Below are 26,096 nucleotides of genomic sequence, written 5' to 3'. Positions count from 1 at the left end.
CCCCCACCCAGCGTTAATGTTCGCCTCGGTGATCACGAATCCACAGGTGGCCGTTGTCGAGAATTCGCGAAATCTCTCGCCAGAATCGCAAACAGTATTTCCCGTGGTGGCCATTCACGCCAGATAGTGTTACCGCTAGCCTGATGAGTTCGAGGTCTCCGTAGCGACCGGCATCGCAGCACGCTTTCCTACTGCCGCTCCTCTCAGAGTCCAGACGAGCAGCCATGCCGCTGATCCGAGTGCGATGACGGTGAACGTCGTCATCGCGGCCGAGAACGGAACCCCTATGAAGCCGAGGAGACCGCTCACCGCGCTAAGCACTCCACCGACTATCAATCCCCTTGCGCCGCGGATGCTGTCCTTCTCCGCGGCGAGGTGCGCTGCGCGCCATGCGGCATCTGAGGAGAGCGTCACGCTCGTGCGGATACCGGCAAACTGATTGCGCTTGAGCGTGCCGGCGGCGGCGCGGCGTGCGAGGTGCAGAAGTAGCCAACCTGCCGCGACGAGACCTGCACCCGTGGCAACTGCGGTGACGATGAGGGTAACCTGATTATCCATAGTCCAACTCCTTGTCGGGTCGTGAGGAACGTCAACAATCCGACGATAGCGTCAGGAAGGAGAGGGAGACAGCAGGTGCGATCGCCGACAGACTCCTGCTCGAATCACCCGGTCAACTCAAGCACTTCCAGGAACCCCGAAAACACCGATGCCGAACGATTCGTGAACATGTGGCCTCAAGAGGGTGAGAGGCATTCACGGAAACGGATGTCCAGCCCGAGGCCCAGCCTTACGACAGCCTCAAGCTGTCGACCAGTTGCACCTGGGGATCCCACCCCGCCGGACGTTCGCTTACCGATCCGCGCCAAGGGCAGCCGGCCTCGTTCCATGCAGCTCGCGCGGTCATGACCCCCGCATTCGAGGCGTCCTCGTAGCCGAACTCGATGCAGCAGCAGCTGCAGATTGCGAACGACGGCGTCAGTCCGTCGGAACCCCAGGGATCGAATCCCTGATCGAGCCCGCACACAGGGCAATAGGCTCCTAGTGACCTGAGTCAGAGATTCGGTGGCAGTAGGCGGCGACTTTGTCGAGGATTTCGTCGGCCGACTTGGTCCAGATGAAGGGCCTGGGTTGGTCGTTCCAGTCGGCCAGCCAGGCCCGGACGTCGCGTTCGAGGGCTTGGACGGAGCGGTGTACTCCGCGCTTGAGTTTCTTCTGTGTGAGTTCGGCGAACCACCGCTCGACCAGGTTCAGCCACGACGCGCTGGTAGGTGTGAAGTGCAGGTGGAAGCGCGGGTGTGCCAGCAGCCACTTCTTGACCGCCGGTGTCTTGTGCGTCGCGTAGTTGTCGAGGATCAGGTGGACCTGAAGGCCGGCCGGGACTTCCCTGTCGAGCTTGGCCAGGAACTTCTTGAACTCGACGGCCCGGTGGCGGCGGTGGAGCGATCCGATCACCTTGCCCGTCGCGACTTCCAGGGCGGCGAAGAGAGTGGTGGTGCCGGCGCGGATGTAGTCGTGGCTGCGGCGCTCGGGAACCCCGGGCATCATCGGCAGGACCGGCTGGGACCGGTCCAGGGCCTGGATCTGCGACTTCTCGTCCACGCAGAGAACCAGAGCCTTCTCCGGCGGGTCGAGATAGAGGCCGACGACGTCGCGGACCTTGTCGATGAAGAACGGATCGGTGGAGAGCTTGAAGGTCTGCGAGCGGTGCGGGGCCAGAGCGAACGCACGCCAGATCCTGGATACCGTCGACTGCGACATGCCCGTCGCGGCGGCCATCGAGCGCGTCGACCAGTGCGTCGCGTTCTTCGGTGTCTCCTCGAGCGTTCTGACGATCACTCGTTCCACATCCGCGTCGGTAATCTTCCGCGGGACACCCGGCCTGGGCTCGTCACACAAGCCGTCCAGGCCGTTCTCCAGGAAGCGCCGCCGCCAGGTGCGGACGGTGTCCGGTGCAACCCGCAGCCGACGGGACACCTCCATGATCGAGTGACCGTCCGCGCACTCCAGCACGATCCGTGACCGCTGAGCCAGCGCCTGCGCGGTCGTCCGCCGACGCACCCAGCCCTCCAGCACAGCCCGCTGAGCATCGGTCAGTGACAACGGCGGAATCTTCGGCCCTGGACGACTCATAACCAACTAACGCCAAACCTCTGACTCAGGTCACTAGCGCATCCAGCTCGGATTGACGGAGCTGGCAGACGCGTTCGGTCAGGATCGGCCAGGCATCGTGGAGCCAGTCGCGATGAGCCATGTCGTTGTCGAACTCCCAAGCCCACATGGTGTCGAAGCCCTCTTCCACGTCCGCGACGAACTCCGCCCACGCCTCCATGCGAGCGTTCAGTGTCATGCCGTGGAGGTAGCGACTGGACAGTAGTTGTGTGGCCCGAAGAACCGAAGCGTAGTCCTCTGCGTCCAGCAACTCGCTCTCCATGCCTGCAGCCTTGCAGGAGAGCCCCTTCTTGGTCACCCCCTTTCCTCGCGGATCCGCCGGAACGAGGGCACCCTGCACCTGCCAGGTGCAACACATCTGATCAGCTCGTGAGTCCTTTTGCGAGAGCAATGGCCAGGTCAGGGGCACTCCGGCACGTCCACCACGTCTGGACCCACCAAACTCATGAAAGGGCGAGGCTAAGGGCTTTGCCGCCCCACCTGGCCTGGTCCCGCGGTCACGGCGCCGCGTCGGGAGGGCCCAGCTGGGCCAGTGCCGTGGCGCTCGGGCTGCCGGGATCTGCGGTGTAGAGCACCAGCCGCAGGCTGGTGCCGGGCATGAGCAGGGTTTGACGGTCAAGTTCCAGCTCGCCGAATTCGGGATGATGCAGGCGTTTGCGCAGCGTCGGACGGGGGTGTACGTCGTGGCTGCGCCAGCCGGCGACAAAGTCCGGGTTGTGTGCGGCGTACTCGTTGACCAGCTCGCCCAGCGCACGGTCCGCCGGGTGGCGGGCGCCGGCCGCGCGCAGGTGGGCGGCGGACTGCCGGGCGAAGTCGCCTTCCGCGCCGACGGGTGCCGAGCAGAGGGTGCCACCCAGCCGAATGGCGAGGCGCACGGTGTTGCGCTCGTGGACGGGCAACTGCGCGAAGTCGATGATCAACGCGACTGCCGCAGCGTTCCAGGCCACGATGTCTTCCAGGTCGTTCATCACATAGGCGGGAATCGGCCCGAGCCGATGCAGCAGTCGGCGTGCATCGGCAGGCGCCGGCGCGCGATCGGCGTCCGTGCTGGGCGGGATCTGCCCGGCCAGCCGTGCCAGGTGCTCACGCTCTGGGTCAGTGAGGCGCAGTGCCGTGCCCAGCGCGGACAGCACCTGCGGCGACGGACGCGGCGCGCGGGCCTGCTCCAGTCGCTCGTAGTAACTCGTGGACACCCCGGCCAGGGCGGCCACCTCTTCCCGCCGCAGCCCAGGGGTGCGGCGGGCACGCAGGCCGGGCGGGTGGATAGCCGTGGCCGGCATTTGGGTCGGGCGGAGTGCCTCCCGTCGACGGCGCAGGAAATCAGCCAGTTCTGCTCTGCTCACCCGGCCAGGTTGGCACAACGGCACTCGGCTTAGCCACGGACCAGTGGTCCGGGGCTCACTGGTGCGTTCCACGGCACTGCCTCGTGCGCCCACTCTGGGGCGGTCACACGTCCTACAGAACGCTGGAGAATCACCGTGTCACCACGCACTTCCGAAGAAGTCTTTCGCCGGCTGCTGGAGCTGCTGCTGGCCAAAGATATGGATGCCGTTGCCGATCTGTGGGCGGACTACGGCACCGCCGAGTTCCCCTTCGCCGAAGGGGCATCACCGAGACGGTTGACCGGACGTGAGGCCGTCCGGGGCTATCTGGCCGGCTACCCGGACCTGATGGACGTGCAGGCGATCCCGACCCTCACCGTGCGCCACACGGACCAGCCGGACACCAGTGTGGTGGAGTTCACCGCGCGCGGCCGCACGGTGGCCACCGATGAGCCGTACCAGTTGGACTACATCACGGTGCTCACCACACATCAGGGCCTGATCACCCGTTATCGGGACTATTGGAACCCTCTGGCGGCCGCCTCAGCGGCCGGCACACTGCCCGAACTACTCGGCTCGCTGCGCTCGCAGGCCACCCGATGACCGGCGTCCTAATTACCGGCGGCACCGGGAAGACGGGAAGCATCCTGGCCGAACTGCTCCGCAATAACGGTGCGCCGGTCCGGGTGGCAAGTCGCATCCCACCGGCAGACGCCCCGGACGCGGTTCGGTTCGACTGGAGCGATCCGGCCACCCATCCGGCCGCGTTGCACGGGATGGACCGGGTCTACCTGGTGCCTCCGGTGGACACCACAGATCCGATGCCGCTTGTCGAACCGTTCCTGGCCGAGGCCGAACGCCTCGGCGTGCGCCGGGTGGTGCTGCTCGGCTCCGCTATCGTGCTGCCCGGTGCCGCCAGCGCGCTGGAACTGGCCGCGCACGTGCGGGCTCGGCCCGGATGGATGGTGCTGCGCCCCTCCGGGTTCATGCAGAACTTCTTGGCCCCCCACCCGCTGGGTGAGCGGATCCGGCGACGCGGTGAGATCCGCACCGCCGCCGGAACCGGCCGGGTGGGCTGGATCGACGCTCGAGACGTTGCGGCGGTGGCCGCCGTGCTACTGACTCAACCCGACGGCCACCCCGACGACCGGCGTGACTACTTACTCACCGGGCCGAGGGCGCTGAATTACCAGGAGGCGGCACAGATCATCACCATCCACACCGGCCGGCCGATCCGGATCGAGCCCGTCGAGGTCGTTGAGCAGGCGGACACCTACCGTGCGTCCGGCATGCCGGACGCCTTCGCGACCGCCCTCGCCGCCGTCGACGCCGGTATCCAAACCGGCCGGAACGACCAGATCAGCACTGCGGTGCTGGACCTGACCGGCTGCCCGCCCCGCGACTTCGCCGAGTTCGTCCAGGACCACGCACCCCAGTGGGCGAACGCCGGGACACCCGAGGGCTGACCGACACCTGTGCTGGCCCCGGCGGGAACTCCTCCTTGGACCAACTCGTGAGCTCGGCCGCCCATCGTGCTCAACCCGCCAGATCAACTGGCCAACTGAAGGGGTCTGTCAAACAAACGAGCGGTGCAACTCGAGTTGTTGCGGGTTACTGACGTGCTGCGGAGAGCTGGCCGTCGAAGGTGATGTCGAAGGCCGTCAAGGGTGTCTTCCAGCACATGGTCCAGCGTGGTTAGCGGGCGCGGGAGATCCAGCCGGAGCACTCCTCCTCGGTGGCATTGGTGCACCGAGGAGGGCGGTCGCCGTCCATTGCCCGGCAGGGGATCAGGTAGTGAAGGTGAGGTAGGTGCCAGTGGTAAGGCCGGAGAAGGTGATGAGTTGTCGGGGCTTGAGGCAGGTGAACGCGGCGTGCATGGCGATGCCGGCTGCCACTGCGTACGGCATCGTCTGCGGGATCAGGAGCGCTGGGGGCAGGGCGATCTCCGCCGCGATGGCAGCAGCTGAGGCCAGGCGCCAGAAGCGGATGTCCTGGTGAGTGAGGTTGCCGGTGTGGTGGCGGACGAAGCCGGGGACGGCGTGCTGGCGACGGTGGGGCAGTCGGTCTCTGACCTGGTCGTAGACGTGGATCCACTGGGCGAGGAAGAGGCCGGTGCGGAACTGGGGCGAGCGGATTTTCTGCCAGGCGCTGTTCCAGTAGATGTCGGCGGTGATCAGGACGAGGAGGCACTGCGCCCAGGTGTTGGCGGTGCTGGGCTGGTGCTCGATGTGGAGGCCGTGGCCGAGGTCGCCGGCCAGGAGGAGGCACGTGCCGGTCAGCAGGGTGAAGCGCACGGCGTTCGGGCTCTTCAGGTAGAGGAGCTCCATGGCGGCGCCGGCCAGGACCAGGACGAGGGACAGGCGGGGCTGGAGGCCTGCGGCGAGGGTGACGGCGGCGACGGTGCGGATGATCAGTGCGGGCCGGTAGGAGCGGGCCAGGATGCGTGCCGGGGTGGTGCCGAGGCACTGTTCGGCGATGTGGGTGCTGAGCGATTCGGGGGTGAAGCGATCCCAGCCGCTGTGGCCGAAGGACAGGGCGAAGCGCAGGGTCAGCACGGTGGCGAAGACGATGCGGAACAGCTGGAGGCGGCCGGGGTCGGTGGGGTGCTGGAAGCCGGAGGCGATGCTGTCAAAGAACCACATGGCTGTCCCTCACCTCGATGTGGTGCTCCCCCTGGGCATTGAGCAGTCGGCCGTGGCCGTCGAGGCGTGCGTAGCGGCCGCTGCTGATCAGGTAGTTGATGATGGCCTGCAGCTGGGGTGGTCCGAGGATGAAGGATCCTGGTGAGAGGTGGTCGTAGACATTGACCGGCTCGGTGTGTCCGTCCGTTGTGGTGCCGGTGAGCGTATGACGGTGAAGTTGGCCTGGCAGAACATCTTCCAGCGGAACCAGCGTCCGGGCAGGCGGGTGAAGCCGGTGATCATCCATGCGGCGAGGGTGAGGGCGCTCTGGGCAGCGGGCAGCACGAACTGGGGCATGGGTGCCAACCTCCGGGCGGGAAGGTCACCGCACCGGTCAACGCCTCCGACGGGGTGGAGGTCACCGGGACGCACGGTGAAGGGTGGTGTGGCAGCACCGGTGAACCGGGCGGCCTGGGGGTCAGCGCTCGGGCTTGGGGGGCCGCTGCATCAGCGCGGCCGTGGCTTGACCAAGGCTGATCTTGTCGTGGAGCAGGTCCGACATCACTTCGGTGATGGGCATTTCGACGTCGTGGGCGCGGGCCAGGGCGAGGATCGCCTCAGCGCTCTTGACGCCCTCGGTGGTGGTGCGGGTGGCGGCAGTTGCCTGCTCGACGCTCATGCCTTGGCCGAGGTGGGTGCCGAAGGTGCGGTTGCGGGAGAGCGGGGAGGAGCAGGTGGCAACGAGGTCGCCGAGCCCGGCCAGGCCGGCGAGCGTGCCAGGGTGGGCGCCCATGGCGGCGGCGAGGCGGGTGGTTTCCGCGAGGCCGCGGGTGATGAGCATGGCGGAGGCGTTGTCGCCCAGGCCCATGCCGGAGGCGATGCCGACGGCGAGGGCGATGACGTTCTTCACTGCGCCGCCGAGCTCGCAGCCGGTCACATCGGTGCTGGTGTAGGGCCGGAAGTACGGGGTGTGGCAGGCCTGCTGAAGTCGGCGTGCGGTGTCCTCGTCGCGGCAGGCGACCGTCGCGGCGGCGGGCTGACCGGCCATGATCTCCCGGCCCAGGTTCGGGCCCGACAGCACCGCCATGCGTTCCTCACTGACGCCGGTCACCTCTGTGATGACCTGGCTCGCGCGCAGGCCGCTGCCCAGTTCGATGCCCTTCATCAGCGACATGATCACTGTGTCCGGTCCGATGAGCGGCGCCCATGCGGCAAGGCTGGTGCGCAGTGACTGGGCAGGGATGGACAGCACGAGGTAGTTCGCGCCGTCCAGTGCGGTGGCGGGGTCGGTGGTTGCCGTGAGGGTGGCGGGTAGTTCGATGTCGGGGAAGTAGCCGGGGTTGCGGTGCGTGGCGTTGATGCCGTCGGCGATCTCGCTACGGCGGGCGTGGACGGTGACGTCGGTGCCGGCATCGGCCATGATCTTGGCGACTGCGGTACCCCAGGACCCTGCTGAGAACACGGCCGCACGGCTTCGGGGCTGGCTCACTGCGGGGTCCTCTCGTCGGGCGTGTGCCTGCCGCCGTGGCGGTCGGGCCTGGCCATCCTATCGGCGGTACGGGCCTGATCAGGGGCGGTCGCGTGGCGGTACAGGGTCAGCAGGACGGCCCGTCGGCCGGGCAGTGCGGGCAGCACGTGTTCGGCCTCCGCCAGCATGCTCCGCGCCGGTGCGTCCCCCAGCTCGCGACGCAGCTCGTCGGCGTGGGTGATCCAGAGGCTGTAGAGGCGCTCCCACATGGCGGGCTCGCCGGGGCGTTCGTCCACGTGCTCCACGATGAGTCCGGCTGCTGCGGCCTGCTCGACCCACGTGGGGGTGGCGTCTCGGCGCAGGGAGCGGGTCATCACGAGCCGGCCGCCCGGGGCCAGGACGCGGCCGAGCTCGGCCACCGCTTGGTCGCGGTCCCTCGTGCGGCCGAGAGCGTCGATGCAGACGATGCTGTGGGCGGCGGAGGTGGGCAGGGAGGTGTTCTGCAAGTCGGCGACGCGGAAGGTGGCGCGGGCAGTGTTGCTGCCGAGGAAGTGGGGGCGGCGGGCGGTGGCCTGGGTGACGGCGACCGGGGAGAGGTCGAAGCCGTCCAGGCGCAGGGCCAGGGCACGGGCCAGCCAGAGGCCGATGCCGCCGGTACCGCAGCCGGCATCGACGAGGAGCTGTCCCGGTCGCATGCTCAGCCGGCTGGTGATGAGTCCCAGCAGGGGCCAGTCGCAGGAGCTCGAAGCGCCGATCTCGAAGGGGTAGTCGGCGCCCATCGCCGCGGCGTACATCCGGGCGACGAGGTCGGTGCGGGCACGGGCGGTGTGGAAGGCGTCGTACTGGGCGGGACTCGGCAGCGCGGGGGCGGGTGCCGGGGGTGGGGTGGTGTTCATCGTGGCATCGACCTCCGGATCCGCGAGTGGGTGCCGGGGCACAGGACCTGCACGGCGTGGACCGGTGCGTCGAGGGCTGACAGCTCCAGGGCCACGGGTTCATGCCCAGTGACTCCGGTGACCCTGCGGACCACGTCGGCTCGGCGCTCGGTGAAGGTCGGGGCAGGCGGGGCGAGTCGGGATGCAGCCTGTTTCCAGGCACGAGGCCGGTGGCCTGCGGTGGATGGAACGGGGTGTCGAAGCTGGCGGTGTCGCTGGGGAGGTCGTCGCGCGTTCCGGCGATGGCCGTCAGCCGCGATTGTGCGGCTTCTGTCAGCGCACGGGTCAGGGCGATCGTGGGACTGCTGTGGCAGCCGCCGCCGGCGAAGACGACCGGGTGGTCGTCCGCCCAGAGGTAGGCCACGCACACCGGCAGGCCGTACGGACCGTCCACGAGCGCCATCTCGAGCATCATGCCTGCGGCCGTCAGCCGGTCGACCACCTCCTGGCTGTGCGGGTCGTCGACGGTTGCGGGGTCGATGAGGGTGCGGTTCCTGCCACCGTTGAGACCGTCCCGGTAGAGCACGTCGCGTTCCATCACCTCGTACAGGCCGTGCAGCAGGGCTTCGTCCCTGGTGTTCCCACACGCGAGGCCGGTGCTGGTCGCGCGAATCAGATCCGGGTTCCACTCGGGTCGCTGCGTCCGGCGGCGGACCACGTCGACCGGCACGAGGACCTCTTCCCCGCTGGCCAGGCCGATGCCCGGCGTCCAGTCCCACACCATCCTGGCCAGCGTGTAGTTGGGGTGGGGAACGGTCAGTGGCAGGGCGGCCACTGGGCAGTTGGGGGCCACCTCTGTTGCCGGACCGCGGGCCGCAATGGGGAGCGGCTGCTCGGTGTGCCACAGCTCGATCCCCTCCATGACCGCGGAGAGTTTCGCGAGCAGGCTGGTGGCCCCCTTTCCCTGGGACGTGCTGAGGGTGTGGGAGGCGGGGCGGATCGCCGTCCAGACCGGGAGCCCGATGCAGTCCAGTCCGGTCAGGTCAGCGACGCGGGTGATGCCGTAGTGCGGCAGATGCCCGGCCACGGCCTCCCAGGTCTGCTCTGCGCTCCGGGCACGCACCGTGCCCGGCAGGACAAGCACGTCGTCAGTGCGCATCAGCTGTCTCCCTCTTCGCGGCCGACTCGCTCATCTCGTCCAGAAGGCCGGGGACGAGGGGCTTGGCGGCCGCAACGGCGTGTGCCCCGCAGACCAGCCCGCGTGCGGAGGCCTCCGCGTCGAAGTACTGCTCGGGGCACTTCCACACCCGCAGCAGGAGCTGCCGGGTGAGGCCGTCGCGTGCCGCTGCCGTGGAGAACCCGGGCCGTGTGCGGCGCGCCTGTTCGAGGACGGCGGCGTACCGGGCGACGGCTTGTCGGTCCTGTGGGGTCTCGCCGGCCAGAAGCAGGGCCGCAGTCTGCTTGTCGCGGAGGTCGATGCTTGGGTGGAACACGCGGTCGGCGGGCAGGGTGTTTCCGGCAACCTGGGCCAGCCGCACCGTCAGCGGCAGGCCCGGGCCGTGGGCGGGGTGCAGGGAGCGGTGTTCGAGGTAGGCCGCCCACGTTTCCCGGAAGGCCGGATCGAAGACCTGCTGGTAGACGAGGCGGCCCTCGGTGGACAGGTGCAGTCCGTCGACCCTCTCGTGCGCCCAGGCGTTGGACCAGCGCCGGTAGTACGTGGTGTCCCACACAGCCCGTGCCGGCCGGGCACCGACCGGGAGCGGCCTGCCGGAGAGGGCGGTCTGTACGGCGGCCAAGGCGTCAACGCGTTTGACGTCACCGAAGTGCGGATCCCGATCGATCTGTTCGGCCAGCCACCGGGCGAACGAGCTCTCGCCCTGCCAGCGGCTGACGGCCCGAACCGCGGCTGTGGTGCGCTGGGGGTAGTAGACCGCGCGCAGCGCCTCCAGCAGTTCGTGCGCCCGGGCGCTGTCGAGGATGCCGGCCTCCTGCGCCAGCCGGAGCACGCTGCGGAGGTTGACCAGCGGCCAGGTCAAGGCCTCCCACTGCCCGTCGGGAGCTTGGCCGACGGCTACTTCGTCGTCGGCGGTGATGTCGCCGCGGTGGTAGGCGGCGTAGACGGAGCCGACGCCGAGCATTCCGTACGGTGCGAGTTCGGCGGCCCGCAGCGCGCCGATGCTGGCCGCTCCGATGACGTGCACACCCCGGCCCATCGCGGCGAGGATTTCCTTATGCCGCAGGGCCGGGGCCTGGTGGTACACCCCGTCGATGAGTACGACGGTGTCGTCGTCGCGGATCGTGGCGTGGAACAGGTCCCCGTGCCGTGCCGGGGGCCAGCGCCGGATACCCGGTGCGGACAGCTGCGGTTCGGACCGTGACAGCGTCGGCCCGACGAATACGTGGATCACTGCGGTCTCCAGACGGCCGGTGCGAGAGAAACGCCCGCCTCTCCCCCACAGCCCAGCTGGGCACGAGGAGAGGGGCGGGCATCCCCGGGGATCAGGACGCGGAAGGAGGGAGTGCTACTCCTCGTCCTCCACATCGACAGCGACCACCACGGGTCCGGTGAGCTCGTTGGCCTCGTCGGTCGACGCCGGGATGCTGGCGGCGGCAGTAGCGGACTTGGACTCCATGGAGTACCTCCTGCGGAAGGCGGGTTCAGCGGCCGGTCGGCGCGCTGTTGGCAGTCGCCAGTGAAGCGGGAACCGGACCTGTGGATAAGCCCGCCGTGGGGGCCCGTCATGGGGGTAGCGTCTGTGCTCTCGCTGCGAGCGAAGGGGGACTCGTGGACGACTTACGTCCGTCACCAGCGCAGATTCCAGACCGAGTGTTGAACGACCCGGTGTTCGCCCATGCCGCCCGGGTCCGTGACTTCACGACCGTCTTCTCCATGGCCCGCGAGCACGGCGTCAGCTTCTACCGGATCGGTGAAGCCGCCGGCATGAAGCCCGAGCGGGTCGCCAAGGTCGCCCGGGGGGAGGCGACGGTGACCACTCTGGACGCGACCGAGCGCATCGCGGACGCACTTCGGATTCCCGGTGCCTTTCTGGGGCTTGCTGCGCGACCCTGGGAATACAGCTCCCCAAGACCGCACCCGGAGGCCGACGATGGAGATGACCCGATGAACCGCCGCCAGGTCCTGCGTGGCGCCCTCGCAGCCGGTCTCACGACCACCGCCCTCACCGCACTGCGCGAGACCCGCCAGTCACTGGACCTCGCTCTGGCCGCTGATACGGCCCCGGCTGATCTGTCCGACCTCGAGGCAGCTGCCGAGGCCTACGGCTACGGTTACCACGGGCAGGTCCCGACCCGGTTCCTCGCCGATCTCGTCAGCGATTTCGCCGAGCTCCGGCCCCATCTCGACAGCCCCCAGCCGGTCGCCGCCCGCATCCGGGTCTGCCGCACCGCCGGGCAGATGGCGGGGATGATCGCGATCGTCCTGCACGACCTCGGCACCCGCAAAGAGGCCAGAAAGTGGTTCGCGACGGCCTCCAGGGCCGCCCAGGAATCCGGCGACCGCCAGCTGCACGCCTGGGTCCTGGCCCGCGAAGCGATGGTGCCGATCAACTACGGCGCCCCACAGGCCGCGGCACTGCTGGCCGAGCAGGCACGGCACGCCGCCGGAAGCCAGCCGACGGCGGCCGCGACTCTGGCAGCCGCAGTCGCCGCCCGCGCCTACGCCCTTTCCCACCAGCAAGACCAAGCCCACGAGGCGCTCACGGCCGCCGACGCCCTCATGGAACGCCTCGATGCCAGCGCTCGCGCCGACACATGGCTCACCCACAGCGAGCAGAAACACCACGTCCATCTGTCCCACGCACTCACCGCGCTCGGCGACACCCGGCGTGCCCGCGAAAGCCAGCAGAGGGCACTGGAGCTATCCGCGCCGACCAGCACCATGACCCGGGCGTTGCTCACCATCGACGCTGCCACCTGTACTCACCAGGACGGTGATACCGAGGAGGCCTGCCGGCGCATCGTCACGGTGCTGACCACTCTTCCCGATGCCTACCGCAGCGGCCTCGTGCGCCACCGCGCGACGGACCTCTACCACTCGATCCCCGGCCGGCGTCACGACGAGCGCGCCGTGCACGAGCTGCGCGATGTCTTGGCCGCCTGAGCCGAGACTCGAGCTCAGTTACCGGGACGGTGTCGCTCTGCCCTGAGCTGCGATGCGCCGTAGGTCGCACGCCTCATCACGGAACAATCTCGGTGTCTTCACTTTTCCCTCATGGCTCTGTTCACGAGAGACGGCAGCGTTGTGACAGCTGTTCGGGAGGCCCCGAGCAGCGAGGGCGGCAGCGAAATGTTCACGGGTTTCGGTAGCAGTCGTTCATGATCTAGGTCTGCGTGGGAGTTGTCCGCGTAGTCGTAGAGGCGATGTCGTGCACGTTTCCGTAGGCGGGTCGACGAGCGGGCGCGCGACCGACTCGGCGACCCGCACCAGCTCGGCGTCCGAAGCGTCGACGCTCACAGCTCGAACCAGGGCCGGATACCGCGGCGGAGCAGTCTGCGCCAGGGGCAGACGGCCGTCGTCTGCTACTCGCGCCTGCTGCTCAGGTTTGTGGCTTGCTCTGGCGCCTCGGCCGTCTTGGGGCCATCCGCTCCGTTGTCGGCGGTGGCGGCAGAGGAGGCGGGCTCAGGGCGTCGCGGACGGCGGTCAGGATGTCTTCGGTGTCGGCGCCAAGCGCACGAGCGGTGGAGGTGAAGTCTCGTGCCAGAGTGTTGAGTTGGTCAGCATCGTGCGGGTACGGCTCGGGTGGGAGAGCTGCGACCCGGGTACCCGCGCCACGGCGAGTGCGGATCAGCTTGGCGGACTCGAGCTCGCGATAGGCGCGAGCCACGGTGCCCGGCGCTAGGCCGAGGTCGGTGGCGAGCTGGCGTACGGTCGGCAGGCGCTCGCCCTCGGTCAGCCGACCGGTGCGGATCAGCGCGGCCAATTGGGCGCGGATCTGCTCGTACGGCGGCGCCTGGCTGGTGGTGTCGACGCGGACGGCGGGGTCATGCATTGTGGGCTGCCTCGTCGTCGACCGCCCGGGGCGCAATCACGGTGAGAAGGGACCATCCAAAGGTGAAGAGACTGAGCAGGCCCAGGGGGCAAATCACCACGATGGTGGCGGCTCCCAGCTGGCCGGCGCAGCCCTTCTCCGTGAGCGCGACGAGGATCATCAGGACGACGAGCAGCACCTGACTCGACACCAGCAGCCCCCAGGCTCCGGTGATCGCCCACGCGCGGTCGCGGCGTTGCTGGTTGTTGCCCGGGCCGTGGGTGATGCGGCGCAGGGCCCAGACGCAGACGGGGGTTCCGACCGCGAGGGCGGCGAGCATCGGGCCGCTGTAGTACAGGCCGGGCCAGGGGCCGAGGTATGTGCGCATCCCGTCGCAGGTGACGGTGATGACATGTCCCGCTCTGCCTATCTGGTAGGGGTCGGAGGAGGCCGTGACCGCACCGATCACCAGCATGCTTCCGAGGGATGCCGCCTGCAGGAGAAGCAGGGGTGCCATGAGGGGCGGCACTTGGTTTCTGACCAGGCGCGGGGCGACACTCGCGGTGCGTACTGCTTCCTGTGGACGCAGGGTCAGGGCGTCGCCGAGCAGGACGCCGCCCACCGCGCACAGGCCGAAAGCGGTGATGGCGAACACGAGGGGCATCGTGATGTCGCCGCTCTCCATGGTGGCCAACTGCTGTGCGGCGACGATGCCGGTAGCCAGGCCGGACCAGCGGGCGTAGTAGTCGGCGTGGTCGAGGAACCGGGACTGGAGCGGGACGGTGTCGAGCATAGAGAGATCCCCCCAGATCATCTTGTATTAAGTAGTGAGTACAAGATGCCCTGGTCGGCATCTTGTGTCAATTGCTCGATACAAGGCGTTGTAAAGGGAGCCGCTGACACAAGGGGAGTTGCCGCCGGCGCGAGGATGGGGACGCCCTACGGCCCGCGGGCCCTTCGCCCTGGCCGCGACCTTTGCGTGGCACCGGCGGGCCCAACGGCGACGGAACCGTGATGCCGGGAAGCGGTCAGGGGCGGGTGTGTAGGCGACGATGGTGTCCTCGGAGGGGCCTTCGGCGAACACCTTGGGTGCCTCGTGCTCGGTGGCGTCCGCAGTCAGCTGCCAGCGCAGCTTCGTGGCCACCCGATCCCCCGCGTACCGACACCGTGCGTCCAGGGACGGCGGCAGCCACTCGGCCGGATCCTGATCCGATTCCTGACGGTTCGTACAGGCGGTCACTGCGACGAGCGAGGCCGCCGCGCCTTGATCGTTGGCGTACGCCTCACGGCGGACTGCCGTCCACGCGAGGCACCAGCTGGCAGGAAGCGTCATTCGAGAAGCGCGATATTCCCAAGCGGCTGCGGTGTGGCAGTGATTGAGGGGAAGCCGAGCTCAACAGCGTCACACTGCCTGAAGGGGGCAGTTCTGTAAGGGATCTACGGGAGCTGATCGAGTAGCGGCGCTGTCTCACGCGGTATGGGCCGGCCCTCGGCCTTCGACGGCCAGCGACGAACGGGTGCCGGGGCTCAGTCGGTGTCGACGCCGTGCGCGGCAAAGACGTCCGCCGCGTCTGGCACGGCCAGGACGCCGTCCTCCACGAAGGTGACCTCCCGCAGGTTGGGCAGCAGGGCGATGTCGTCGAGCGAGCGGACGTCGAACAGGTCGTCCTCTCCGTCCCAGGCAGGGGCGCAGTGCCGGAAGACGTCCGCTCCGGCGTCGAAGCACAACTCCTCGACGTGGGCGAGCAGCTCGGCCGGGATCTCCAAGGTCTCGAAATGGGTCCGGGACTCCGGAAGCACCTCCGCGTGAAGGCCGTTTTCCAGGACGTAGGAGGCAGGGTCACCGATCCCTCGCTCGGCCAGCCGTGTGGGCAGGTCGTAGACCGGGAGGAGGGGCTCGGGGCCGTACATGAGCTCCTCGATGACGAGTAGTTTGAGATTGAAGTCGCGGAACTGGCTCATAGAACATGAGTACCACGGAGGTACGACACAGATCCGAGCCCTTGGCCCTGGCCGGGCTCAGTGCGGTGGCTGCGGAGCGGGCCGGGTAGCCCGGTCGGAGGCGCGCTGGCCGTGGCTGTCTTCGGCGCCCTGATCTTGGCCCCTGCCGGCTTCGGGCACGGCCTGCGGATCAGTCTCGCTCTGACCGCTACTGTCGCAACACTCGCCGCGACCTGGCTGGAGTTTGTAGCAGGTTCCGTCCCGGAGCGCCGCGAAAGGAACGTTGGCGCGTTGTCGGGCGAGACGGAGCAGGACCTGGGTGGTTCTCCGTCCCGAGCTACAGTTCCAACCGCGCGACCCCTCCCGTCTCAAGGGCCACCCACAGAGCGCCGTCGGAACCTATGGTGATGCCGTGCGGCTCGGACGACGGTGACGGCAGGCTGTACTCGGCGATCTCGCCGCTATCGGTGATGTGGCCAATGCGGTTGGCTCCCCATTCGGTGAACCAGCAGTCCCCGGTGGACGCCGCGACGATGGCGTGGGGTTTGGCCGTGCGGTCAGGGAGCGGGAACTCCTTGATCCCGCCGTCCACCGAGATCCTGCCGATCTGGCCCGCTGCGATCTCAACGAACCACAAGGCGGCGCCGTCACTGGTGATGCCCACGGGTGCGGCGCTGGGGGTGGGGAGTGGGTGTATGACGATATCCCCATGGACAGTGATGCGGCCGATTGCGTTCGCCTGGTTGAGGGTGAACCACAGGGCACCATCAGGGCCTGCGGTGATTGCCGAGGGATAGGCGCCCTTACGGGGAAGGGCGAACTCGGTGATCTCTCCCTTGCAGGTGATGCGGCCGATACGGTCGGTGTTCATCTCCGTGAACCACACCGCACCGTCTGGACCGGCAGTGATGCCGAAGGGTCCGCTGTCGGGCGTCGGAGTGGGGAAGGACTCCCTTTCGCCGTCGGCGGTGACGCGGCCGATCCGGTGGTCCTGGGACCGGGTGAACCACAGTGCTCCGTCGGGCCCGGGAGTAATGACCGTAGGGCGACACTCAGACGAGTCCAGGGGGTATTCATTGAGTTCGCCGTCGAGGGTGAGACGCGCGATGCGGCCACTGTGCGCGAGGGTGAGCCACAGCGCACCGTCAGGTCCGGCCGCGATGCCGTAAGGCCCCGCACCCTTGTCCGCCACGGAGATCTCCCTGGTGGCCGGGGCATCAGAATGGTGCACAGCAACTCCTTGCAGGGGTGGTGGGGTGAGGATCAATCGACATTCCTGGTCGATGTCGCAGCTCGGTCTCGCACCAGGTTGAGGATGATCGCAGCGAGGTCAGCGGGCCGGGTCATGGGGACGTTGTGGTTCGAGCTGATGTCGATCAGCCGACGGCCAGGGACGGCATCGACGACAGCACGCACCTCGTCGCGCCGGGAGGCGTAAAAGCCATCCTCGGCCAGCACGATCGTCATCGGACAGGTGACGCGGGCGTACACATCGACGGCTGGGAAGACTTCTGCGTCGGGCTCCACGGCAGTGACAGTCGCGACCTCCTCGATGGCGGGCCGCCGTACCCACCAGTGGCCGCAGCGCATGAAGGAGCGCCGCGCAACCTCCTCGACAAGTCCGGGCCGTGCTCCGGCGTTGAGCCAGTCGCCTCCGGCCTCCCGCACGCACTGCTCGACATAGGCGTGCATCTGGTCGTCATCGGCTTTCCAGCCGTAGCGGAACATCGTCCGTAAGCGGTCCGCCGCCTCGGTAGTCCGCACGTCAGCATGCTCGGCGATTGACGCGTTACGGTCATCGAGCACTATGCCGTCCACGATGCAGAGGGCGGCCGGTTCCACAAGTCCACAGGCAGTGGCGGCCGTCACCGCGTACCCGCCGGTGGAATGGCCGACCAGCACGGGGCGGTCCCAGGCCAGCGCGGTGACGACGCTGCCGATGTCTCGCCAGTACTGCTCGGGATTGGTGGAGTCGAGCCGGGTCTGCCCATGGCCACGCAGGTCGAGGGCAATCGGATGGCACTCGCTCACCAGCTGGGACGCCACATCCGTCCAGGCCGCAGCGTTGTGTCCGCTGCCGTGGACAAGCAGCACGCCCTCACCGTGACCGCCGAAGTCCACACCGGATAGGACCCCATCCACGACGGGGAGTTCGATCTCTGTTCCGGTCACCACCGCACCCTGCCTGTGAGAAGACAGCCAGTGCAACTACTTTTCTCACAGGGAGTCAGGGCGGGGTGAGAATTCCTTGAGACCGCGCCGGCGAGCGGACAACGCAACTTTCGCAGCAAATACCGGATTTACTGCGGCGGAGCCCCTACGGTGATCACCGCGACCTGCGGCGGGGCGCTCCGGCCGCCGCGGCGAGTCGTACTGCGGCAGGGCTGGAAGGGCGGGACAGATGTGACGATCGAACCAGTGACCGAGTCCGGGAGTGGTGGCACGCTTCGGCTGCCGCGCGCCCGGGTGGTGCCCCTGTCCACCGCTCCGGCGTCGTACACCGCGGCGGTCGAGCGCTACCTCACCGGCGCGGGCGTCGCGAAGTCCTCCGCCCGGATCTACCGGATCTCGCTGACGACGTGGGGGGTGGATGCTCGCCGGCGAGGCGGCCCCGACCGGCCCGGCCCGCCGGGGCGCCAACTCGCCCGTCTTCCCCGTCGCTGCAATCGACGACCCGGCGCTTCCGGAGGTGCTGGCCGAGCTGGCGGCGGCGCGTGCGGACGAGATGGACGCCGACACCATCAACTGGGAGCTGTCCATCGCCCGCAAGGCGATCGGCTGGTGGCAGCGCCAGGGCTGGATCGAAGGCGATCCGACGGTCGGCATCGAGCGGCGGCCGGCACCGCCGGACCGCACCAAGGCCCTGGCCGAGAACCAGATCGCCGCCCTGTGGCGCCTGGACGTCGCCCTGCGGGAGAAGACGCAGTGGAAGATGCTCTACGAGTCCGCCGCACGGACCGATGAAGTGCTGTGCCTGAACGTGGAAGACCTGTACCCAGAGGACAAGCGTGGCAAGATCACCGCCAAGGGCGGGGCGACGGAATGGATTCACTGGCAGTCCGGCACTGCCCATCCTGCCCCGTCTGATCGGCCGCCGTACCCGCGGCCCGCTGTTCCTCACCGACCGCAAGGCCACGGCCGGGACGCCGACGTTGGACGTGTGCCCGGAGACCGGCCGCGCCCGGCTCTCCTACCGGCGGGCTGAGGAGATCTTCGAGGAGAACACCCGGCTGCTGGCCAACCCGCTCGCCCCACCCGAGGACATCGAGGACCTGGACGGGTCGACGCTCCACCGGCTACGTCACAGTGCTCTGACACACGACGCGGAGGACGGCACCTCCACCCGGTGTTACTGGCCTGCTACCGCCACGCCTCCGTCCGCTCCCTGGAGCGGTACGCCCGCCCCGGCGTTGGCTCGGTCGCCCGACACGTCGCCGAACGCGATCCCGCTGCACGCCGCCGGACGTGACCCCCGCCGTTTGCGGCTGGTGACAACATTCTTACCGGCACCCCATGTTGCCCCGCAGCCGGATAGGGGCGGGGCTGATGGTGTACCCCCGGAGCCGACCGCGGGTACTGCTCGTTCGAGCCGCACTGTCAGGGGCTGGCCCCTGCCCGCCACGCCGGGGCAGGCCCCTTCCTACGCAAGGGCGGCTGCGGCCGGTAGACCGGGCGAACCCGAGAAAAGAAGGCAGGCGGATGGACAAGGACACAACAGGAGCGGCAACGGATTTGCCCGTGCGGCTGCTGCTCGTCTCGGACACCCATGTGCCCCTGCGCGCCAGGGGGCTCCTCGATGAACTTCTGCGCGAGACGGACCGGGCGGACGTCGTCGTCCATGCCGGGGACTGGGTCGACGTGGCCACCCTGAACCTGCTGGAGGAGCGTGCGCGACGCCTGGTGGGGGTGTACGGCAACAACGACGGTCCGGAACTGCGGGCCCGGTTGCCGGAGGAGGCCCGTGTCCGCCTGGGAGGCCTGCGGTTGGGCGTCGTCCACGAGACGGGGGCGGCCCGCGGGCGGGAGACGCGCTGTGCTCAGTCCTACCCGGACCTTGACGTCCTCGTTTTCGGACACAGCCACATCCCCTGGGACACCGTGGCGCCGGGCGGGCTGCGCCTGCTGAACCCGGGGTCGCCGACCGACCGCAGACGGCAGCCGTACTGCACGTACATGACATGCACGGTGGCGGACGGGGTGCTGGGTGAGGTCGCCCTGCACCGGCTGCCGAGGCGCTGACCACTCCCCCGGGCCGGGAGGGTCAGACCATGTGGGCGTCCGCCCCTCTGGTGAGAACGTCGCAACCTGACCGCGGCCGCAGTGCACACCCCGGTCCCCGGTGCCGCGCCGGCCACGGCGTCCAAGAAGGCGCTCAGCTGACTTCATCACACGGTAGTCGTCGTAGTGCACGGGCAGCGAGAACTGCGGGCGATCTCGTCGGCACCCCTCGAAGGGGCTGTCGCCGGAGACGTGGACGCGCAGCCGCACCTGTCGCCGCAGCCTCGAACTCGAGCGTGCTTCACATGACCCGCGGCAGAGCCGGCCGCGCATCATCGCAGTCAGGCGGACCTGGCGGCCATCCTTGGCAGGGGTGCGATGAGCCCAGTCTCGCGGCCCTGTGGCGGCGGAAGCTTCCAAGAGTCCGCAGGGCCCGCGCTGCCTGCTGGTTTGCCAGGGGGCCTACTCGAGGTTCATGCGAGCCACTCGGCCCAGTGGTCGCCTAGGGACCGTATTGAGTTCCGATCAATGGGTGGCTCGGGTGAGGTCCTTGAGCCAGATCATCGAGGCGCGTAGGTGGAGGCCGGCGAGGTAGCTGTCGGGAGACTTGTCGTACCGGGTGGCGATGCCACGCCAGGCCTTCATCTTGTTGATCAGCCGCTCGACGGTGTTCCTCTCCTTAGCACGTCAGAGGGCCATGCCTCCCGTTGCGTCGATGACCTGGCCGGTTACCCAGCGTGCGTCGTCGGAGGCGAGGAAGGCCACGATGTCGGCCATGTCTTCCGGCCGCCCGATCCGGCCGAGGGCGGCAAGAGACGCCGCTTGCGCCTCGGCATGCGGATCGCCCAGCAGGGTGGCCGCGCTGGCATCGGTGAGGACGGTTCCGGGGGCCACCGAGTTGACCGTGATGCCCCGGGGGCCCAGCTCCTTGGCGAGGGCGAGACTGAAGTTGTCCAGGGCTCCCTTGGTGGCGCCGTAGGCGATCATTCCCGGCGTGGCCAGGCGGGCCACGGAGCTGGAGATGTTGATGATCCGGCCCCCGTCGCGCAGGCGCGGCAATCCCTGCTGCGTGACGAAGAACGGTGCACGCACGTTCACGGCGAAGACCTTGTCGAAGGCGTTCTCGGTCAACGACTCCAGGGATGCGAAATCCCCGATGCCGACGTTGTTGACGATGATGTCGAGCTTCCCGTCGGGCACGTGCTCCGTGCCCGCGGCGTCGAAGGCGGCCCAGAGGCGGGCCGCGTCGCCGCGTTCGCCCAGCCCCGCCTGGAGTGCGAAGGCCCGTCCTCCGTTCTTGCGGATGTTTTCGACGGTCTCGCTCGCCGCCGTCTCGTCGCGGGCGTAGGTGACGCCGACGGCGGCGCCGTCCTGGGCGAGCCGCTCCGCGATCGCCCGGCCGATGCCCCGGCTGCCGCCGGTGACCAGTGCGACCTTGTCCTCGAGTGCTCTTGCAGACATGGCGGAAGACCGCCTCCCGTTCATCGAATCGTCTCTTGAGTGCTATGGAGCGCCTAGACCAGCGGCTTGTGTTCGGGCCACCACCGCTGGACGGCTTCGACAGCCGTCGTCGGGCTGACGTTGAAGCAGAGCTTCGCGCCGGGTGCCAGCTCGTGGGTGGTGTTGACCAGCACCTCCAACAGCGGGGTCAGCTCCGGGTCCAGCCGGACGCCGGCGCCGATCAGCACGATGTCGTAGTCCTTGGCGGTCAACGCGGCGCGAAAGACCGCCTCGGCCGTGCGGCCGTAGTCGAGCAGGCAGACATCGACACTGAGGCCGAGCTCCTCGAGCCGAGCCCGGCCCGCGGCCATTCCGGCCCGGACCGCCTCGGCGTCGATTTCAGGGAACGCCGCCCGTGACGAGGGCGCGTCGTCCACCAGCGCTGGATCCAGTCCGACGTTGAGCATGGACGGGGACATGTCGGTGTACCTCCGGTGACCTGGGGTTTCTCGGACCCACTGTAGGCGCCTGGAGGTCGGGCGGCCCTCCCACATTTCTGGGATACCGTGGCAAGGGTGAGTTCCCCGATGGTCCGGCGCGAGACCGTGCGCGACATCGAGGCGATCTGCCGTCTCGACCTCGACTCCCGAATACTGCGCCGCCGGATCGCCGACCGGCTGACACGCCTCATCCCGGCCGACTCCTACTGCTTCAGCACGATCGACCCGATGACGCTGCTGACCGCCGACCAAGTCAGCGCCGGGCTCGTACCGGAGGCGGCCGCGGCCGCCGCGCACAACGAGTACCTGGTGGACGACGTCCTGAAGTTCGCGGCGCTGGCCCGCTCCGAGGTGTCCGCGGGCACGCTCGGTGCGGCCACCGGCGGTGATCCGGAATCCAGCCACCGCTACCGGACAGTGCTGCCGATGATCGACGCACGGCACGAGCTGCGGGCGGGCTTCGTGGTGGACGGCCGCTGCTGGGGCGTCGTCGCCCTCTTCCGCGGCGGCCGGCGGCCCGACTTCACCCCGGCCGACGTCGGCGTCCTGCGGCGGCTGTCCGCCCCGGTCGGTGCGGCCCTGCGCCGGGCCGCCCACCGGGCACCCGACGACACCGCTGCGGGCCCGTCCCAGGCCGGAGTGCTCCTGCTCGACCAGGACTTGCGGCTGTTTTCGGAGAACCTGGCCGCGAAACTCTGGCGGGACGAGCTGGGCCCGTCGCAGGCGGAACTGCCGTCCGCGATCCTGGAGGTGGCCGCACGGGGAAGAGGCGCTGAGCTGCCGGCGTACGGACGCATCCGCGGCCGCTCGGGCCGGTGGCTCTCCGTCCAGGCCTCGCCGCTGAGTGGTGGCCCGCACCCGGCGGCCATCGCCGTGACGGTACATCCGGCGCCGGCCGCCGACGTGGCCGAGATACTGCTGCTCGCGTACGGGCTTACACCGCGCGAGCGGGACGTGCTGGCGCGAGTCGTCGCCGGTCTGCCGTCGCGGACCATCGCCGTGGAACTGCACATCACCGCGGCGACCGTGCAGGACCATCTGAAGAGTGTGTTCGCGAAGACCGGTGTCCGCAGCCGCAGCGAACTGGTGGCGACGGTCCTGGGCCTGTGACCGGACGAGTGATTACTGAGTTTTCGTTAGGGACCGTATCCAGTTGTGATCAATCTGCGGGATTCGACCTCGCGGCACGGCGTGAGCCGGTAGACCTGGTGTCATGACGCAGGTGCAACTGAGCGACGCTGAATGGGAGTTCATCGAGTCCTATCTGCCGATCGGCCGGTTCGGTCCCTCGCCCACCGTGCACAACCGCTTTAGGCAGTGGCGCGACGCGGGCGTCTTCCAGGCCCTGATGGAGGGGCTGGTCGCGGAGGCGGCCCGGCGGGACGAGGTGGACCTGTCCCTGGTCAGTATCGACTCCACCACCGTGCGCGCCCACCAGGACGCGGCCGGCATGCACCTGAGCCCAGACGTCCTCACCGCCCTGGAGAAGGCCGCGGCCGAAGAAAAAGCCAGGTCAAAGGGGGCGACAACAACGGACGAACCGGACAGGACATCGACACCGACCCCGGACGGCAGGAGCGGCGCCGCGTCCGGCACCGGCTGCGGCTGCGGCTGCGGCTGAAGGCCGCTTCGCTGGGCCGCTCCCGGGGCGGGCAGACCAGCAAGATCCACCTCGCCGGCGACCGCAGGTGCCGCCCGCTGGTGCTGCTCCTGACCGCCGGGCAGGCCGCCGACAGCCCTCAGTTCATCCCCGTCCTGAACCAGATGCGCGTCCGTCTGCCCGTGCGCCGTCCGCGCACCCGGCCGGACGCCGTGGCGGGCGACAAGACCTATTCCTCCCGCGCCAACCGCGCCCACCTGCGCAAACGCCGCATCCGTGCGGTCATCCCGGAGAAGAAGGACCAGCTGGCCAACCGCAAGAAGAAGGGCTCCCAGGGCGGTAGGCCCGTCGACTTCGACGCCGAGCTCTACAAGGAGAGGAACACCGTCGAGCGGCTGATCAACAAGATGAAGGCCTGGCGTGGCATCGCCACCCGGTACGACAAGTCTCCCGACAGCTACCTCGCCGGCCTCCACCTACGCGCCTCGATGACCTGACTCAAGGACCTCACCCGAGCCACCCATTGATCGGAACTCAATACGGTCCCTAATAGGGCGTCCAGGATCTCCGCAATGCCGACAGTGTTGGCGGATCCGGACCACGGTAAGGGTGCCGTGGCGGCCGGTACCGGCGAGGACTTCCACCACCAGGTCTGTCTCGAGACCTGTGTAGGGCTCTCCGTGCGTGCGCCGCTGGCCGGTGGCAGGCGCGTTGATCAGGGCGGTGCCGATCCGGGCGGCGAGGACGGGGGCTATCCGTGCGGACAGGCGGGGCCGGGCTGTCCCGGCTGGGACGAGGACGAGGTTCCGCGGCCTCCGCCGGGGGCCGGTGAACCCGACGACCCGGGCTTCGGCCGTATCCGCATGCCTGACCTTGACCCAGGCCCTGCGGCCGGCGGGATACCCGGCCGTGGCGCGCTTGGCCACGACGCCTTCAAGGCCAAGCGGTTGCAGCGACTCGTACCAGTCCTCGGCAACGGAGCGGTCGTCCGTTGCCGGAACAGGCTGGATCGGAGGCCCGAGGTCGGCGAGCAGGTCCAGGAGGAGCTCCCTGCGCCGGGTGTAGGGGAGGGGGGTGTCCCCGATCGCCGGGTCCGGGTGATGAAGCACGTCCCAGCAGGAAGCGCATGAGTTCGCGGATTCCTGTGGCCTCAACCGCTGAACCTGCCCGCCTGCGGCCGTTTAAGCCGAGGACCGCGACCGGTTCATCGGCTCCCGCTGCACCGTCAGCGTCGCTCAGTCAGTCTGTGGCTGACGCCACTGGCGGAGCGGCGACCTTGATGGATGTATCGCTCGTGCGAGGGGCCGGCGGCTTCAGGGCGGCAGCGGCCTTGCGGACGAAGGGGGTGCCGATGATTGCGAGGCAGCCGATGGCTGCCGCAGTGGCGAAGGCGGCTTGTGCCGCCGAGATGGACTGGGGCAGGTTCAGTGCTCCCGCATCCTGCGCGTGGGAGCCAATGGTGTAGGCCGAGATCAGGATGGCGCCGCCTGCGCCGCCGGCCAGCTGTTGGGCGGTGTTGAACGCCGCGGTGCCGTGCGGGTAGAGCTCGGCGCGCAGGGAGGACAGCGCGGCCGTCGTCATCGGAGCCCACATCAGGGCCTGTGAGGCCGACAGGACGAGGTAGGCGGCCAAGAGTGCGGTGACACTGGTGTCCTCGTCCACGCGACTCAGGAACCACAGGGAGCCCGTCCAGATGACCGATCCGGGAATGGCCAGGGGCCGCGGTCCGTAGCGGTCGTAGACGCGGCCGCCGAGGGCCGAGACAAGGGCGATCAGGGCTCCGCCGGGGACCAGGAAAAGGCCGATCTGGAATGTGGTCAGGCCGGCGACGTTGGTGAGAACCAGCGGCAGGACCATCGTGGTGCCGAAGCCAACCAGCGCGACGACGAGCATGACCAACAGCGGCACGGTGAATGCCTTGGTGCGGAAGATCCTCATGTCGAGGAACGCGTTGTCGCTTCGCTGCAGCACGGTCTGCCGGCGGACGAAGGCGGCGAGGGCGAGGAGCCCGATGACGATGGGGATGTAGGGCGGGACCGGTGCGTGGCCGGAAGCGGACTCGCCGATCGTTGACAGGCCGTAGACGAGGGCGCCGAACCCGATGGCGGACAGGACGAGGGACAGCACGTCCAGCCTGACCTGCTCGGGGCTGGTGATGTTGCGCAGTTTGGCGGCGCCCAGGGCCAGCCCGGCCAGGACGACGGGCAGGATCAGAATGAACAGCCACCGCCAGCTGAGCTGGGAGATCACCACGCCGGACACCGCCGGGCCGACTGCGGGTGCCACCGCGGTCAGACCGGTGACCAGCGCCATCGTTCGGCCTCGGCGATGTGGGGGAACCAGGCGCATCGTCGTGGTCATCAGCAAGGGTACGAGGGCGGCCGTGCCGACCGCCTGGATGATGCGGCCGGTGAACAGCACACCGAATCCCGGGGCGACGGCGGCGATCGCCGTGCCCAGGGTAAACAGGGACAGCGAGCCGATGAAGATCGCACGGAGGTTGAACCTGCGCAGGAGGAACCCGGTGGCGGGGATGAGGATCGCCAAGGTCAGCAGGTAGCCGGTCGTGAGCCACTGTCCCGTGGTGGGCGTGATGTCGAGATCGGTGATCAGGGTGGGGAGTGCGACTCCCAGCAGCATCTCGTTCAGCAGGACGGTGAACGCGGAGACCATCAGGATCCCTATGACGAGAATGTCCTTGGAGGCCAGTTTTTGGTTGTTGCGGGTCGGTAGTGCTGCATCTGGTGTGTCCGCGGGGGCCTGTGCCGGAGTCTTGTCGGGGGACATGTGATCTCTTCCGTGGGGCTGAGGTGGGTGCTTGAAGCAGAGTTGGGCGTGCCGTCGTGTGCGCGCGGCAGCCCGGGCGTGAGGCATAGCAGCGGCCGTGAAGTCGGCAACCAGAAGGGGTGGCTTCCGGCGGCCACGGGCGCCGTGGCCGTGCCTGCGGATCTGCT

Annotated in this window: 24 protein-coding genes and 4 pseudogenes; 7 read left to right on the top strand and 21 right to left on the bottom strand. The window is 68.7% G+C overall.

Going from position 1 to position 26,096, the window contains the following annotated elements:
* Positions 1 to 135: 135 nt before the first annotated feature.
* The 4 genes from OG927_RS35690 to OG927_RS35675 form a co-directional block, all read right to left on the bottom strand.
* On the bottom strand, positions 136 to 558 hold the full coding sequence (locus OG927_RS35690) for an SdpI family protein (protein ID WP_330321380.1): 423 nt from the start codon (positions 556 to 558) through the stop codon (positions 136 to 138).
* 480 nt (positions 559 to 1,038) lie between these two features.
* Positions 1,039 to 2,130, bottom strand: coding sequence for an IS630 family transposase (locus tag OG927_RS35685; RefSeq protein WP_330321381.1), 1,092 nt, complete (start codon positions 2,128 to 2,130; stop codon positions 1,039 to 1,041).
* Between the two features lie 25 nt (positions 2,131 to 2,155).
* On the bottom strand, positions 2,156 to 2,467 hold the full coding sequence (locus OG927_RS35680) for a hypothetical protein (RefSeq protein ID WP_330321614.1): 312 nt from the start codon (positions 2,465 to 2,467) through the stop codon (positions 2,156 to 2,158).
* A 199-nt stretch (positions 2,468 to 2,666) separates the two neighbouring features.
* Positions 2,667 to 3,512 (bottom strand): helix-turn-helix transcriptional regulator, encoded by an 846-nt coding sequence (locus OG927_RS35675; protein WP_056792632.1) that lies wholly within the window; start codon positions 3,510 to 3,512, stop codon positions 2,667 to 2,669.
* A gap of 135 nt (positions 3,513 to 3,647) precedes the next feature.
* Between OG927_RS35675 and OG927_RS35670 the strand changes: the two genes are divergently transcribed.
* Positions 3,648 to 4,094, top strand: a complete 447-nt coding sequence (locus OG927_RS35670; RefSeq protein WP_056792631.1) for a nuclear transport factor 2 family protein — start codon at positions 3,648 to 3,650, stop codon at positions 4,092 to 4,094.
* Positions 4,091 to 4,957: an NAD(P)H-binding protein gene (locus tag OG927_RS35665; RefSeq protein WP_056792630.1), complete on the top strand. Its 867-nt coding sequence runs from the start codon at positions 4,091 to 4,093 to the stop codon at positions 4,955 to 4,957. Before OG927_RS35670 ends, OG927_RS35665 begins: the two co-directional genes overlap by 4 nt.
* A 321-nt stretch (positions 4,958 to 5,278) precedes the next feature.
* Here OG927_RS35665 and OG927_RS35660 read toward each other — a convergent pair whose 3' ends face one another.
* The 6 genes and pseudogenes from OG927_RS35660 to OG927_RS35635 all read right to left on the bottom strand — a co-directional run bounded on the left by OG927_RS35660 (position 5,279) and on the right by OG927_RS35635 (position 10,863).
* Positions 5,279 to 6,133 carry a hypothetical protein gene (locus OG927_RS35660; RefSeq protein ID WP_056792629.1) on the bottom strand — a complete coding sequence of 285 codons (855 nt, stop codon included), beginning with the start codon at positions 6,131 to 6,133 and terminating at the stop codon, positions 5,279 to 5,281.
* Positions 6,120 to 6,419: a hypothetical protein gene (locus OG927_RS35655; protein WP_242424513.1), complete on the bottom strand. Its 300-nt coding sequence runs from the start codon at positions 6,417 to 6,419 to the stop codon at positions 6,120 to 6,122. Before OG927_RS35655 ends, OG927_RS35660 begins: the two co-directional genes overlap by 14 nt.
* 171 nt (positions 6,420 to 6,590) lie before the next feature.
* Positions 6,591 to 7,601 carry an NAD(P)H-dependent glycerol-3-phosphate dehydrogenase gene (locus tag OG927_RS35650; protein WP_056792628.1) on the bottom strand — a complete coding sequence of 337 codons (1,011 nt, stop codon included), beginning with the start codon at positions 7,599 to 7,601 and terminating at the stop codon, positions 6,591 to 6,593.
* Positions 7,598 to 8,476 (bottom strand): class I SAM-dependent methyltransferase, encoded by an 879-nt coding sequence (locus OG927_RS35645; protein WP_056792627.1) that lies wholly within the window; start codon positions 8,474 to 8,476, stop codon positions 7,598 to 7,600. The genes OG927_RS35650 and OG927_RS35645 overlap by 4 nt, the downstream gene beginning before the upstream one ends.
* Positions 8,473 to 9,614 (bottom strand): annotated as a pseudogene (locus OG927_RS35640) (YcaO-like family protein). Before OG927_RS35640 ends, OG927_RS35645 begins: the two are co-directional and overlap by 4 nt.
* Complete coding sequence (locus OG927_RS35635) at positions 9,604 to 10,863, bottom strand: TfuA-like protein (protein ID WP_079100764.1); 1,260 nt, start codon at positions 10,861 to 10,863, stop codon at positions 9,604 to 9,606. Before OG927_RS35635 ends, OG927_RS35640 begins: the two are co-directional and overlap by 11 nt.
* 482 nt (positions 10,864 to 11,345) lie before the next feature.
* Here OG927_RS35635 and OG927_RS35630 point away from each other — a divergent pair, with 482 nt between their 5' ends.
* Positions 11,346 to 12,575, top strand: a complete 1,230-nt coding sequence (locus tag OG927_RS35630) for a hypothetical protein (protein WP_242424511.1) — start codon at positions 11,346 to 11,348, stop codon at positions 12,573 to 12,575.
* Between the two features lie 436 nt (positions 12,576 to 13,011).
* On the opposite strand, the gene OG927_RS35625 is transcribed toward OG927_RS35630, so the two are convergent.
* The 6 genes and pseudogenes from OG927_RS35625 to OG927_RS35595 form a co-directional block, all read right to left on the bottom strand.
* Positions 13,012 to 13,464 carry a GntR family transcriptional regulator gene (locus OG927_RS35625; RefSeq protein WP_056792624.1) on the bottom strand — a complete coding sequence of 151 codons (453 nt, stop codon included), beginning with the start codon at positions 13,462 to 13,464 and terminating at the stop codon, positions 13,012 to 13,014.
* A complete protein-coding gene (locus OG927_RS35620) occupies positions 13,457 to 14,236 on the bottom strand; it encodes a hypothetical protein (protein ID WP_199862912.1) in 780 nt (259 codons plus the stop codon). The genes OG927_RS35625 and OG927_RS35620 overlap by 8 nt, the downstream gene beginning before the upstream one ends.
* A 240-nt stretch (positions 14,237 to 14,476) precedes the next feature.
* Positions 14,477 to 14,806, bottom strand: a pseudogene (locus tag OG927_RS35615) (HNH endonuclease); the annotation flags it as partial.
* Positions 14,807 to 14,970: 164 nt separating this feature from the next.
* The gene (locus tag OG927_RS35610; RefSeq protein WP_056792622.1) at positions 14,971 to 15,405 is read right to left on the bottom strand and encodes a DUF6892 domain-containing protein; all 435 of its coding nucleotides are present in this window, start codon (positions 15,403 to 15,405) and stop codon (positions 14,971 to 14,973) included.
* 316 nt (positions 15,406 to 15,721) lie between these two features.
* Complete coding sequence (locus OG927_RS35600; protein WP_056792621.1) at positions 15,722 to 16,615, bottom strand: Vgb family protein; 894 nt, start codon at positions 16,613 to 16,615, stop codon at positions 15,722 to 15,724.
* A gap of 32 nt (positions 16,616 to 16,647) precedes the next feature.
* Entirely contained in the window at positions 16,648 to 17,556 is a 909-nt protein-coding gene (locus tag OG927_RS35595; protein ID WP_330321613.1) for an alpha/beta fold hydrolase, read from the bottom strand.
* Between the two features lie 418 nt (positions 17,557 to 17,974).
* Here OG927_RS35595 and OG927_RS35590 point away from each other — a divergent pair, with 418 nt between their 5' ends.
* The gene (locus OG927_RS35590; protein ID WP_330321612.1) at positions 17,975 to 18,589 is read left to right on the top strand and encodes a hypothetical protein; all 615 of its coding nucleotides are present in this window, start codon (positions 17,975 to 17,977) and stop codon (positions 18,587 to 18,589) included.
* A gap of 533 nt (positions 18,590 to 19,122) precedes the next feature.
* Complete coding sequence (locus OG927_RS35585) at positions 19,123 to 19,623, top strand: metallophosphoesterase family protein (protein WP_330321628.1); 501 nt, start codon at positions 19,123 to 19,125, stop codon at positions 19,621 to 19,623.
* A gap of 504 nt (positions 19,624 to 20,127) precedes the next feature.
* Here OG927_RS35585 and OG927_RS35580 read toward each other — a convergent pair.
* The 3 genes and pseudogenes from OG927_RS35580 to OG927_RS35570 all read right to left on the bottom strand — a co-directional run.
* A pseudogene (locus OG927_RS35580) lies at positions 20,128 to 20,283 on the bottom strand (IS5/IS1182 family transposase); the annotation flags it as partial.
* A 6-nt stretch (positions 20,284 to 20,289) separates the two neighbouring features.
* Entirely contained in the window at positions 20,290 to 21,063 is a 774-nt protein-coding gene (locus OG927_RS35575; RefSeq protein ID WP_330321611.1) for an SDR family oxidoreductase, read from the bottom strand.
* 53 nt (positions 21,064 to 21,116) lie between these two features.
* A complete protein-coding gene (locus OG927_RS35570) occupies positions 21,117 to 21,521 on the bottom strand; it encodes a hypothetical protein (protein ID WP_056792618.1) in 405 nt (134 codons plus the stop codon).
* Positions 21,522 to 21,617: 96 nt separating this feature from the next.
* Between OG927_RS35570 and OG927_RS35565 the strand changes: the two genes are divergently transcribed.
* Together OG927_RS35565 and OG927_RS35560 are read left to right on the top strand one after the other, a co-directional pair.
* Positions 21,618 to 22,652, top strand: a complete 1,035-nt coding sequence (locus OG927_RS35565) for a helix-turn-helix transcriptional regulator (protein WP_330321610.1) — start codon at positions 21,618 to 21,620, stop codon at positions 22,650 to 22,652.
* A 103-nt stretch (positions 22,653 to 22,755) separates the two neighbouring features.
* Positions 22,756 to 23,639 (top strand): annotated as a pseudogene (locus OG927_RS35560) (IS5 family transposase).
* On the opposite strand, the gene OG927_RS36165 reads toward OG927_RS35560, so the two are convergent.
* Both OG927_RS36165 and OG927_RS35555 read right to left on the bottom strand, forming a co-directional pair.
* Positions 23,619 to 24,296, bottom strand: coding sequence for an ATP-dependent DNA ligase (locus tag OG927_RS36165; protein ID WP_403090353.1), 678 nt, complete (start codon positions 24,294 to 24,296; stop codon positions 23,619 to 23,621). The pseudogene OG927_RS35560 and the gene OG927_RS36165 sit on opposite strands and share 21 nt — an antisense overlap.
* An 85-nt stretch (positions 24,297 to 24,381) precedes the next feature.
* A complete protein-coding gene (locus OG927_RS35555; protein ID WP_330321609.1) occupies positions 24,382 to 25,929 on the bottom strand; it encodes a DHA2 family efflux MFS transporter permease subunit in 1,548 nt (515 codons plus the stop codon).
* Positions 25,930 to 26,096: the final 167 nt, after the last annotated feature.

The sequence above is a fragment of the Streptomyces clavifer genome, assembly GCF_036345975.1.
GTDB classification, from domain to species: domain Bacteria; phylum Actinomycetota; class Actinomycetes; order Streptomycetales; family Streptomycetaceae; genus Streptomyces; species Streptomyces clavifer.
The sequence above is the reverse complement of the archived record's forward strand: the minus strand, read 5'-3'. Positions and strand labels throughout refer to the sequence as shown.